This is a genomic window from Stenomitos frigidus ULC18, from assembly GCF_003003795.1.
GTDB classification, from domain to species: Bacteria; Cyanobacteriota; Cyanobacteriia; order Leptolyngbyales; family Leptolyngbyaceae; genus Stenomitos; species Stenomitos frigidus_A.
In genome coordinates, this window is record NZ_PVWK01000108.1 from 1 (window position 1) to 11886 (window position 11886).

9 protein-coding genes are annotated in these 11886 nt (G+C 52.4%); 5 read left to right on the forward strand and 4 right to left on the reverse strand.

Annotation, left to right across the window (positions count from 1 at the left end):
- The first annotated feature begins 405 nt into the window (after window positions 1-405).
- Window positions 406-831, forward strand: coding sequence for an HNH endonuclease (locus C7B82_RS19855; protein ID WP_106258014.1), 426 nt, complete (start codon window positions 406-408; stop codon window positions 829-831).
- 30 nt (window positions 832-861) lie between these two features.
- Here the strand turns inward: C7B82_RS19855 and C7B82_RS32520 are convergent, their stop codons facing one another.
- Window positions 862-999 carry a hypothetical protein gene (locus tag C7B82_RS32520; protein WP_181357578.1) on the reverse strand — a complete coding sequence of 46 codons (138 nt, stop codon included), beginning with the start codon at window positions 997-999 and terminating at the stop codon, window positions 862-864.
- A 1-nt stretch (window position 1000) separates the two neighbouring features.
- On the opposite strand from C7B82_RS32520, the gene C7B82_RS19860 reads away from it, so the two are divergent.
- The 3 genes from C7B82_RS19860 (at window position 1001) to C7B82_RS19870 (ending at window position 4255) form a co-directional block, all read left to right on the forward strand.
- Entirely contained in the window at window positions 1001-1501 is a 501-nt protein-coding gene (locus C7B82_RS19860; protein WP_245940001.1) for a hypothetical protein, read from the forward strand.
- A 360-nt stretch (window positions 1502-1861) separates the two neighbouring features.
- Window positions 1862-3283 (forward strand): amidohydrolase, encoded by a 1422-nt coding sequence (locus C7B82_RS19865; protein WP_106258016.1) that lies wholly within the window; start codon window positions 1862-1864, stop codon window positions 3281-3283.
- Window positions 3284-3394: 111 nt separating this feature from the next.
- Window positions 3395-4255, forward strand: a complete 861-nt coding sequence (locus C7B82_RS19870; RefSeq protein WP_106258017.1) for an alpha/beta fold hydrolase — start codon at window positions 3395-3397, stop codon at window positions 4253-4255.
- A 213-nt stretch (window positions 4256-4468) separates the two neighbouring features.
- Here the strand turns inward: C7B82_RS19870 and C7B82_RS19875 are convergent, their stop codons facing one another.
- Together C7B82_RS19875 and C7B82_RS19880 are read right to left on the reverse strand one after the other, a co-directional pair.
- Window positions 4469-4867: a hypothetical protein gene (locus C7B82_RS19875; protein WP_245940002.1), complete on the reverse strand. Its 399-nt coding sequence runs from the start codon at window positions 4865-4867 to the stop codon at window positions 4469-4471.
- Between the two features lie 198 nt (window positions 4868-5065).
- On the reverse strand, window positions 5066-7609 hold the full coding sequence (locus C7B82_RS19880; RefSeq protein ID WP_106258018.1) for an EAL domain-containing protein: 2544 nt from the start codon (window positions 7607-7609) through the stop codon (window positions 5066-5068).
- Between the two features lie 821 nt (window positions 7610-8430).
- Here C7B82_RS19880 and C7B82_RS19885 point away from each other — a divergent pair.
- Window positions 8431-8982, forward strand: a complete 552-nt coding sequence (locus C7B82_RS19885; protein ID WP_106258019.1) for a hypothetical protein — start codon at window positions 8431-8433, stop codon at window positions 8980-8982.
- Between the two features lie 65 nt (window positions 8983-9047).
- Here the strand turns inward: C7B82_RS19885 and C7B82_RS19890 are convergent, their stop codons facing one another.
- Window positions 9048-11804 (reverse strand): AAA family ATPase, encoded by a 2757-nt coding sequence (locus tag C7B82_RS19890; RefSeq protein WP_106258020.1) that lies wholly within the window; start codon window positions 11802-11804, stop codon window positions 9048-9050.
- Window positions 11805-11886 lie beyond the last annotated feature (82 nt).

The window sequence follows — 11886 nt, forward strand, 5'->3', positions numbered from 1 at the left end:
ATCAGCGCTTTGATGAGTTGTTCGCTGAGCATCCGCTATCGCCTACCTTGTACTCCCCCAACCAATAGATACGCCCCAGCGAGACTGATTTAGAAACCCTCGTCAATGGGATCTTTCTGCTCCGTGCGCGCCGCAAAGCGCTAATTCTCCCCTCGCAGGAAGCCTCACTGCTGCTGCAAATCAATCAGGGCATCCCTGCTGACCTGCACCAGCGATACCATGCCTTAACCGAGAAACGAGATGCCGAAACCCTGACTCCTGCCGAGTATGAAGAACTCTTACCTCTGAGCGATCGCATGGAACTGCTGACGGCTCAACGGGCAGATGCCTTAGTCAAACTCGCTACCCTGCGCCAGGTGACCCTCTTACAATTGATGGACGATTTAGGTATCCAGTCGCCCACGTATGCCTAAGGACTATATTCCTGTTGCTTTGAAGCGCCTCGTATTCGATCGAGCAAAGGGCTGCTGTGAATACTGCCGCAGTCAAGCCAGATTTGCGATCGAGTCATCGGTGATTGAACATGTCATCCCCACCAGCCGGAACGATGACACGATCGCTGAAAATTTGGCGTTAACCTGCCAGGGCTGCAACAACTACAAATACAACGAAATAGAGGGATTAGACCCGGTTGCTGCTCAGCCTGTAGCGCTTTACAACCCTCGTACCATGCTGTGGCGTGACCACTTTGCCTGGAATGAAGACACCACCTTAATCGTTGGCTTAACTCCCATCGGTCGCGCAACCGTAAGTACCTTGCGGCTAAATCGGGAAGGAGTCGTCAACTTGCGTCGGGTGCTACGTACTACAGGGCAACACCCACCCATTTAACGTTGACTACAACCAGGCTCCTGCATTTCCTCACGTTGGCAATGCACCCGCTGACATTGCCAATGTGACCGCATCGATCGCGACTCGATCGCGATCGATCTCGAATGTATGGCAATCGATCATCAATTGATCGCGATCGATCTCAAATGTATGCCCGTACAGTGCCAATGTGACCGCATCGATCTCAACTCGATCGACTCACATTGGCATTGCAGCCGCATCGATTCCTTCTGTAAGCGTTAACCGTCGTGTTGCAAGGGGCACACTAAAGCCGTTAATCTCTACTCAAGGCTCCGTCATGCCACCACGAGATACCAGCCGTCGCCTCTCGCCTCAAGTCCTCAGCCAAGACACCGATGCACTCAACGGCTTCAACACGGTCGAAGGCTACAGCACCCAGCGCAAAGAAGCCACCCCAGAAGCATTGCGACGGGCACATCAAGTAATGCTGACACAGCAGCAAAGCGAAACCGAGAAACTTGCGCTGTTCCGTGCTGCGTCTGATGCTGCCCGTCTGGCAGAATGGGAATTCCACAACACGATTCTGACGATGAAAGAAGTCGTGCGTGGACAGTTTGGTGTCGATAGCAACGAGGCACAAGCCGTTGGTTTGAAGAAGAAATCCGAGCGGAAGCGCCCTACACGCCCTAAAGCTGCCACTGCTAGTTAACTGACTCCACCTCCCTGGCTTTTAGATCCCCAGCGTCTCCAAGAAGCCGGAGCTTTCAGCTTTCAACCCGCTCGATCACCCATAGCGTTGCTGCTGGTGTTGCTGAACTCGGTGGATGATTGACTGAAAGATCAGATTCACTGCATGATCCGCATTTTCGTAGCGTTGACGACGCGATCGCGCAAGTGGTGACTGGTCAGTTCCCGCAATACAAATCTAGTCGTTGCAAGACCTTGACTGCTTGACTTCAACCAATGAACACAGTATCTACAACTAAGATGAGTTGATGGGTAAAAACTGCCATTAGTGGGGTTTCTCATCCTTAAAAGGATAGTCAGTCAGTTAGGAAGGATTAAGTTCGTGGATTTCACCATTCAGAGTGCATTAGTTCCGGTTGAGCAAGGGTATGAGACGGTTGATGTGCAGATTGTGGATGGATGCATCGTGGCGATCGCTCCCAACTTAAATCTCGTAGGAACCGCTGTGGATGGGCGTAATAAGCTGCTGTTGCCTGGTTTTGTGAATGCTCACACCCATTCGCCTGAAATGTGGCAGCGAGGCATGATTCCCCCCACGCCTCTAGAGCTATGGATTGCAGAGCTGTATGAATTTGAGCCACTTGACCCAGAACAGCTCTACTTGAGTGCGTTGGGAACGGCAGTCGAAACCTTGTTGTCAGGCGGCACCAGCGTTGTGGATCATCTGGTCATGGTGCCGGGTCGCGAACTAGAGTCGATCGCGGCGGCAGTGCGCGCCTATCGTGAAGTAGGTATCCGTGCGTTTGTGGGGCCTTTGATGCAGGATGAACCGCTGACAGCCAGCATTCCATCGGGTGGCGTCGAACGAGAGCATATTCCGTATCAACGATCGACGCAGGAGTCGATCGCGGTGCTCCAGGAAGCCATTCTTCAGTTTCACAAGCCTGACGAGGGCATTGTCATTCTGCCTGCACCAACAGGCTTACAGCTCAGTTCGGATGATCTGTTTGAGGGATTCATTGAGTTGAGCGATCGTTACACGCTGCCGCTCCATACCCATTTGCTAGAAACCAAAGCGCAGCAGATGTTGGCACATGAAAAATATGGCTGTAGTGCAGTTGAGCATTTGCAGCAACTGGGCTTTTTAAGCGATCGCACCTCTCTGGCACACTGCGTCTGGCTAGACGACGCAGACATTGCCATTCTTGCCGAAACCAAAGCGACGGTAGTCCACAATCCCCTGAGCAACCTGCGCCTGGGTAGCGGCATTGCACCCATCCTCAAGTATTTGCGGGCGGGCGTCAATGTGGCGTTTGGCTGCGATGGTTCTGCTAGCAACGACTCTCAAGACTTGCTGGAGGCGATCAAAATTGGCTCGATTCTGCATAACGTTACCGATTTTGATTATCGCCACTGGATGACACCCCGCGAAGCGGTAGAAGTGGCAGCGTTGGGCGGTGCTACAGGGCTGGGCATGGCTGATGAATTTGGTTCGCTCACGGTAGGCAAGCAGGCCGATTTGGTGCTGTATGACTTGAAAAATCTATCACTGCTGCCACGCACCGATCCAATTGGGCTGTTGGTGCTGGGTCGTCCGACACAAGCAGTCGATAGTGTTTGGGTGCGGGGCGATCGCATTGTCACCAACGGCAGTATCACCACCATCAACGTAGATGATCTGCGGCAAAACTTGTTCGATCGCAGCCAGTGGGTCACAAACCGCCAATCAACCAAAATTGCTCAAGTGGAAGCGCATTATCGATCGGTAATGAATTTACCAGAGCAGATGAGAGGGTATTCGTGATCGAGGCAGAGGGCAGAAGGCTAAAGGATGAAGGCTAAAGGCTAAAACTCAAGACTTTTTAGCCTTTAGCCTTTAGCCTTTCCAACTCAAAACTCAAAACTCAAAACTCCCATGCGAGCCAAATTGCGCGATACCGAGATTTACTTTGATATCGAAGGTGCTGGACTGGTGCCTGATGGTGCGCGAATGCGGGAAAAACCGGTTGCCTTCTTAGTTCACGGTGGCCCTGGAGCCGATCACACGTCCTTCAAGCCAACGCTGTCGCCACTGAGCAAGAAAATGCAGCTGGTTTACTTTGACCATCGCGGTCAGGGACGATCGGCACGGGGAGCGAAAGAAACCTACACGCTGGACAACAATGTGGAGGATATGGAGGCGCTCCGTCAGCACCTTGGCTTAGACCAGATTGTGGTGATTGGCGCCTCTTACGGCGGCATGGTGGCGTTAACCTATGCCAGTCGGTATGCGCAAAATGTGTCGCACCTGATTGCGATCGTCACTGTGCCCGATTACCGCTTTCTGGAGCGAGCCAAGTCGATCTTGGCAGAGCGCGGCACGGATGAACAGAAGGCGGTCGCTCAACGCCTCTGGGACGGTAACTTTGAGAATGAAGCACAGTTGCGCGAATACTTCACCGTCATGCGATCACTCTACTCCATCACCTACGATCCAGATGCGCCGCCAAAAGCCTGGGATCGGTCGATTCTCTCACCGGATGCGATTAACGTGGCGTTTGGTGGCTTTTTACGAACGTATGATGTTCGTAGCGAATTACCTAAAATTACGGCTCCAACCCTGGTCATTGGCGCACGGCACGACTGGATCTGTCCGCCCGAATTTTCAGAAGAAATCGCCAAGGCGATCCCGAACGCCGATTTGCGGATTTTTGAGCACAGCGGTCATTCCATACGCGCTGATGAACCGGAAGCACTGCTGGATGCGATCGCGGGCTTCATTGTCTACAAGCACTAGGTTTGCAAGCGTCTGTGCTACCAGCTTTTTCTACTCCTCCAGGTAGATCTACAGGTGCCATTGAACCTGTGCGCATAGCCACCTGTCTTAAGCTACGTAAACCAACTGACATGACAAACGCTGCATGAGCATTAAGACTGACTCAGTTCCTTTAGCAAGAGCCGTTGGCGTTGGATTACTTGAAACTCTTACCATGAAACTTCGGCCCTAATCTTATGGAAGGCGCTGTGTCACCCACGTTGGTTCACCATTCTCATCTACTTGCAGACGCGCTAAACGCCAGGTTTTGCCTTCCTTCTGGCGCTGGAGATAGACCTGGAAGGGGTTCTGCTGTTCCGTAATTTGCCGCGTGGGTAGTTTTGTGGTGATGTTGTACGTACCACGCACCCGAAACGCGTTTAGATCTTCGATGGTTATAGGCGTTTGTTCTGCAATCAGGACGCGCTTAATTGTGAGATCGGTCGGCTGTACGCCTAGCCGCAGCTGTTGATTTAACGCTGCCTGGGTCTGCTGCAGTTGCAGCTCGATCGCCCGTTCCACTAAGTGACGGCTGGGTCCCCCGAGCGGCAAACCGCAAGCTGTCAACAGCACGACCAATAGGATTGCTCCCATACCCTTCAAAAGTCTCTGCATCATCAACGTATCGCTGCCAATTGCTCTCTCAGCGATAGTATACGACTGTGAGGGCTATTGCTTTGAAGGAGATAGGAGCCAAGAGTCAGGAATCAGCATCAACTCAAAACTCAAAACTCTCTAGCGTAGCGGCGCAAAGCGCTACTCAAAACTCAAAACCCTCCCTCCTCCCCTTCCTTACCACTGCGGATCAGTCTGCAACAAGGCTTCTGCTGCCTCTGCCACCAGTGGTTTGGAGAAGAAAAAGCCCTGACCGTATTCACATTTTAGTCCACGCAAGCTGGCAAGCTGTTCAGCTGTTTCCACGCCTTCTGCCACAATGTCCATGCCTAAGTTATGCCCCAGAATGATGATGGTCTGGACAATTTGGGCATCTTCGCCTTCGTCGCCCATACGGCTCACAAAGGAGCGATCGACTTTAATCGTATTGGTCGGGAAGCGATGCAGGTAGCTCAGCGAAGAATAGCCTGTGCCAAAGTCATCGATGCTCAGTTGCAGATGGAGGGCTTTGAGGCGTTGGAGGAGGGCGATCGTGGATTCTACATCCGTCATTGCCATGCTTTCAGTAATTTCTAGCTTGAGAGTCCGTCCATCCAGCCCAGTGTCTTGCAACGTCTGTTCAATTTGTTCCACTAAGTCCGGCTGCGAGAACTGTTTACCCGATAGATTGACGCTGACGATCAGCGGTTGCTCTTGGGGAAATTTTTCTTGCCAAAGGTGCAGCTGACGGCAGGCTTCGTGAGTAATCCACTGCCCCATCGGAATAATGAGATCGGTTTCTTCTGCTACAGGAATGAAATCGTTGGGAGGCACCAAACCCCGTTCGGGATGCTGCCAGCGCACCAATGCTTCAAACCCAGCAATTTTGCCGGTTTGCAGCGAGATCAGCGGTTGGTAGTGCAGCCGAAACTCTTGCCGTTCGATCGCACGTCGCAAATCGGTTTCAAGCTGAAGGCGGGTCATCACCTGCACACGCATCCCTGTCACAAAGACTTCGTGACGCGCTTTGCCCGATGCCTTTGCCCGATACATGGCAGTGTGAGCATCACGCAGAATGTCTTCGGGTTCATAGCCTGCGTCTGAACGACCGAGCACAATGCCAATGCTAGCCGTGCTAAATACCTCTTGCCCATTAAGCTGAATGGGTAGCGTCACCTGCCTCTGCAACTGATCGGCCAGATAGGTCACCTCGTCAGGATCTTGCACATTGCGTCGTAGAATGGCGAATTCGTCACCGCCAACCCGTGCGAGTTGATCGTCAGGCTGCAGGCAGCTTTTCAGCCGATCGGTCGTCACGACCAACAGTTGATCACCCAGACGATGCCCAAAGCTGTCATTAATTGCTTTGAAGCCATCTAAACCCAGAAAGAGCACTGCGATCGTTGGTGCCTTCGATTGGTCTCTTTGCAGTCTCAAGCGCTGATTGGGGTTGCTCAGCCACTGCAGCTGTTTCATCAACAAGGCGCGGTTGGGAAGCCCCGTCAGCGCATCGTGGAACGCGTCATGCAGCAACCGATAAACCACCACACCAGCCGTAGACAGGATCAGCGCGATCGCCGCGGGTACAACAGGCACCCAACCTGACTGCAGCAAAATACCGAAACCAAGGCAGAGGAGCCCTCCTACAGCGGCAATAATCATGAACACCAGTGAAGCGGGATGGCGAAACCGCCATGCCAAAACGCCGCCCATCATTGCCCATAGCCAGAGCCACACCATTTCGCCTGGTTCAGACCAGTACCACAGCAGGGAGTTACCATCTAGAACATGACCGAGAATTTGACTCGCCATTTGGGCATGAATCAAAACACCCGGCGTTTTAGGGTTCTGCTGCGTGGCCGATAAGTTGTAAGGCGTTAAAAACAAATCTTTGCCGCTGGGAGCAGTCGTACCAATCAGCACGAGCTTATCTTTCACCCACTCCGGCTGCAATTCTCCCTTTAGTACCTGCGTGAGCGTGACCTGTCGTGCCACGTTATTGGCAGAGCGGTAGTTAAGCAGCACCTGATAACCCCGATCGTCGAGTGCTTGATAACTCCCAGCATGGGGATTTAACACAGGGAAAACCGCTTTACCAATTTGCAGATCGTTTGGGTTGACGCGGAACAGTAGGTTTTGGTCAGCCAGATATTGCAGGCTTAACCGGAGCGCAAACGAGTAAAGCTGATCGTTTTTCGTCGTAGCGAACAGCAGATTGCGTCGCACAACCGCGTCGGGGTCAACCACAAAATCACTAAAGCTAACTTGATTGCTCGGTGCTGTCGGTGGTGCTGGAACGCCGCCATTATCAGCATCACCCAACAGCAGCACTGTCATCACATTGCTAGCTTGCAGTTGCTTAAGCAGTGCGGCCTGTCCTGGTGGCTGCGGCACGTCACGATAAATGTCGAGCCCGATGACCTTTGGTTTGTACTGGTTGAGCTTTGCCAGCAGTTGAGCGACGACTTGATCGGACATGGGCCAACGGTTCTGCGATCGAATATCGTCCTCGGTAATAGCGACGACAAGCAAGCGGGGATCAGCGCCAGCACTGGGGCGTAGTCGCACCATCTGGTCAAAGGCCAGTAGTTCTAAGGATTGGAGCCCACCGACTTGGCGGATACCGAGTACTAAGCTGGTAGCCAGAATGCCAGAGAGGACTGCAGGATGCTTGAGCGCCAGCGTCAGCCAACGGCGACCGCTTCTGACCATCGCTCGAGGATTAACACGGAAATCCGTCATGGAAGCTGTGATAACTGGTTTGGGGCAGGAGTCGAAATGGTAGAGCGGTAGAGCGGTGGAACGAAACTAACGCTTGTCGATGTCAGCAATGGTACTGGCGGCAAAACTCTGATGGACAGTGGATTCATGAAACGTGTTGAAGGCGCTGTCCGAATGAGCACGTCCTTATACTTGCCGTTAACGTTGGCTTAAACTGCTGCAACGTCTAGTGATTCACATATGAAGGCTTTTAGCGTTTGAGACTGGCCTGATGCAGCGGCGTTTGCTCTGATGCAACCATGATGCTTAGCCACGGGTGGTGGTTTTATCTTTACCTATCTGAAGAGTACCCAACTCAGGCAAAGACTACACAGCCAATTCTTGTTATCAAATGTAATTGTAGAAGCCTGTCATTAATGATTTGATAGTGATGTGGAGGTAGACAGCAGATGCAGTCGCCTTGACATCGCTCCAGCCCCAGATTTAGTTGTTGAGTGACCGCACTCGTCGGTCATTGGTGCTATCCGTCTGCCTCATGATGAATCACTGCTATCTCACTTGATCGATCGCTGCAAGTGACTTGCCCATCCTTGTCAGACAATTTACCTAAGTCTACCCAGCTCTAAGTCAGCCCAAAGTACCACCAAGTCACCCAGTTAGGTGAGTCAGAGGGATGATGTGGAGGCTTTGAGTTTAACGTAATCTGCTTATACACTCCGGAATCGATGCAGATGCCTTTGTATTCATTTCCGTCGGAGCTGCCAATGCTTTTTGAGATTAGAGCATACGGCACAAAGCGGCTTTTATCGAGTCCATTCTTTCAAGTCCACAGGAGAAACACGATGCGAAATTCATTCATCAATGCCATCTCGCCGTGGGTTTCTCAAATGAATCGCTCTCGCCATTGGCTGGCAGGGCTGTCACTGTCCGTTGGCCTGCTGGGTGCCGCTTTGCTGCCGACCGTGTCGCCAGCAATCGCTGCCGCTGAAGTCGCTCCTAAGCCGCAGGCTGCCGCAAAACAAGTTTTGCCTGATGGCGTTTATCTGTATGGGCAATCGGCTCAGCCTGACCAGATTGGTCAAGGTTACTTTGTCTTTGAAGCAAAGCAAGGGCAGGTGGTTGGGGCGCTCTATATGCCGCGATCGTCCTTTGATTGCACCTCTGGCAAGTTTCAAGGTGACCAACTGTCGCTGAGGGTAGTGAACAGCTACGATCGCACTGCAAACCCATTTGAAATTGCGCTAGAAAAAACGTCAAACGTTGCGGCTCAAGGCAATCCTGCCTTTCAAGACATCGGGCTGCAAGGCTTCCAGCGTCTCAGTAAAGTGAGCGAAAACGATTATCGTATGCTGAAGGTTTGTAAGGCAGATCTTCAGAAACAGGCGAAAAAGTAATTAGAGCTAATTAGAGCGATGAAACTGCTATGCGTTGTTGGTTAGGGGCACGGCAATGCGTGCCCCTACTCGCGTTCGATGAGGATGATGTTTTCAGTGACCTTCTCAAACGTATCGTCGTGGCTGATCACAAAGAGTTGTCGGAAGGTTTTGATGTTGGCGATCGCTTCTGCCAGGTGATCCCTTCGAGGTTTGTCCATGTTCGTCGTCGGCTCGTCAAAGAAGGCAATATCAATGTCTGCCAGTACTTTGAGCAGGGCTAGCCTTACTGCGAGTGCTGCACACATTTGTTCTCCACCCGAAAGATTAAGAAAGCGTCGGGTATGTGCACCTTCTTGCACCATAATTTCGTAGTCTCGTGTCCATTCCAACCCCACGTTTGGGCGATTGAGCAATTCGCGAAACAGTCGGTCTGCCTCACGTGAAATACGCTGGACATAGCGCTCGGTAATGCGCGGACCAGCCTTCTTGTATGCATCGCGCGCAAATTTAACGAAGCGCTGCGTTTTTCGCTTTTGCTCCAGCCAAGCTTGTGCCTGCGATCGCTTGGTCTGCAAGACTTCCAGGCGAGTTAACTGCTGATTCAGTGCTTCTAGATATTTCAGTTTGTCGGGCAGACTGGCATTCAGGGCAATCCCACGCTCTTTGGTTTGTTGGTATGCCGTTTGTACAGCCTGAAAGTGTTCAGCATTGAAGGTTTCATGGAGTTGTTTGTGTGCTTCACTGACCGTTTTTGCGTCTTGCTCCAGCGCTTGCAATTGGACGATCGCCTCTTGCAACTGTTGGTGCCGTTCTCGCCGACTATTCGCCAGTTTTTGATTCTCTAAATACTCCTGATGCGCTGCCCGGTGCTGTTCGCGTAACGACTGTTGGGTTTGCAGTGCCTCTCCCAGGTCAGCGAAGGTGGCAAGCTGCTGATCAAGTAGGATGATCGCTTGCTGATCCTCTGCAAGGGACGTTTGGACTGTTTCTACGTTGGCTCTTAGGGTCGGTTCTTGCTGCAGTTCTTGCTGACGTAGGCGACTACGACCACGGGGATCGCCCAGTGCCTCAAGCTCTTGAGCCAGCCGCGTCTGTTGTTTTTGCAGAAACGGTTCGGCGGTCAGTTGGGTCTGTAGCTCCGTCAAGCTAGCCTGGAGCGCGATCGCCTCTTCGTGCCGTTCGGCGCGATCGCTCAAACGTTGCGCTAAGCCAGAAAACTCAAGCTGCTGCTGACGAGCCTTTTTTAAATCCGACTGGAGTTGTTGGAGCTGCTTCTCCAGGCGAGCCTCAGAGGTTTGCTCTGCCAGATCCTGAAGAATTGACTGAAGGGCAGTCAGCAACTGCTGCTGCCAGTCAACGCCACTCCGAAGGGTGGTCAGCGCCAACTCTAGCGGTTCCGTCCAGAGCGGCACGGTTTGCTGCAAGTCTCTCAATGTTGCTTCGGCTTGGGCCACCTGGTTGAAGTAGCGATCGCCTGTTTCCTCTGATTGCCTCAACATTTGCCGTAAATCAGCTTCAAACTGCGCCGCGGCTGCAATCCGGCTCAGCTGCTGCTGATAGCGTTGCTGCTGTTGTTCCAGGATTGGGATTTGTTGCACCAGGGGTTCTAGCGCCTGGACGCAACTGATCTCTTTGTCTGTTTGAGTGATGCGGATCTGCATCTGAACCAGCCGTTTCTCCTGGTCTTGGACGGTGCGCTGCCAGGTGCTGCAATTTTGGAGCTGCTGATTGAGGGCTTTTAGAGAGTCCTCTAGCTGCTGTTGCTGCTCGATCAAGGGCTCTAGTTGCTCAAGGTCTGCTTTGGCTTGCTGGAGGCGATCGAGCTGGAGGGTGAGTGTTGCTAGCTTGGTCTGGCGATCGCGCAGTTGCTCCTGGCTGTGTTGGCGCTTGTGCTGAAGCTCGCGCTCCGATCGTTGCTGCTGTTCCAATTCCTTGAGGGCTTTCTCTGCTTGCCCAAACGCCTGAAAAGCCTCACGATGTTCCGTGCAGATTGCCACCGCCTGTTCTGCTTCTTGCAAGGCAAGATGTAAGCGTTCAGTGAAAGCTGTTTGGGTTTGGATGCGGGCTGTTAGCGCTTCTAACTGGCTGTCAAGCTGTTGCATCTGAGTGGCTTGAGCGCTGAGCTGCTCCTGCTCACGCTGCCATTGGATCAATGCTGTTTGTGCTTGTTCAAGCTCAGTTTGGACTTGTTTAATCTCCTCACTTTGCGTGTGACGCTTCTGCAGTAGCGATTCCAGTTCCGTCAAAGCATCGTCGTAGTGAGCAATTTCCTGTTCCAGACTCTCAACCTGACTCTTGGCGTACTTCTCCAGATCGCCGAGCTTCTTCCAGCTTTGTTGATACTCTTCAACTTTGAGAATCTTGTCGAAAATTGGCTTGCGCTTCTCTTTGGTGAGCAAAAAGTCAACGGTGAAGGTTCCCTGCGGTACGCCGATCGTGCTGGAAAAGAGCTGACTCAGATCGGTTCCGGGTGACACGCCTAGATGTTCCCGCAGCCAGGGCATGACTTCTTCTTTGATGCGGCTGTAGGGGAGGCGTTCAGCCAACTGGGGATCGTAGAGCGTGTAGCCTTTGCTAGTACAGCGCTGGACTTCGTAGGTGCGCCCGTCGCGGCTGGAGATGAACGCAACCCGTGCTTGAGCGCTGGCAGATCCATTGCGAATCAAATCGTCTTTGTTGTAGTCGCCCGTGTAGTCGAACATTGCCCAGGCGATCGCTTCCAGAATGCTGGTTTTGCCAGCACCGTTTTCGCCACAGATAGCGTTGGTTCCCGGTTGAAAAGTAAAGTGGCGATCGCTGTGCGACTTAAAGTTCTTGAGGCTAACTGAAAGAATTTCCATAGTGAGGTGATGCAGTTAGCGTCTGGGCTGGAATGATCGTTGGCAAAGTCGCTCTCCAGAAGAATTGCTCTCGAACAATTGT

Bases quoted from the DNA above. Each gene is read 5' to 3' on its own strand.
- C7B82_RS19885 (WP_106258019.1), top strand. From the start codon at position 8,431: ATGCGAAATTCATTCATCAATGCCATCTCGCCGTGGGTTTCTCAAATG.
- C7B82_RS19875 (WP_245940002.1), bottom strand. From the start codon at position 4,867: ATGGGAGCAATCCTATTGGTCGTGCTGTTGACAGCTTGCGGTTTGCCG.
- C7B82_RS19880 (WP_106258018.1), bottom strand. From the start codon at position 7,609: ATGACGGATTTCCGTGTTAATCCTCGAGCGATGGTCAGAAGCGGTCGC.
- C7B82_RS19870 (WP_106258017.1), top strand. From the start codon at position 3,395: ATGCGAGCCAAATTGCGCGATACCGAGATTTACTTTGATATCGAAGGT.
- C7B82_RS19890 (WP_106258020.1), bottom strand. From the start codon at position 11,804: ATGGAAATTCTTTCAGTTAGCCTCAAGAACTTTAAGTCGCACAGCGAT.
- C7B82_RS19855 (WP_106258014.1), top strand. From the start codon at position 406: ATGCCTAAGGACTATATTCCTGTTGCTTTGAAGCGCCTCGTATTCGAT.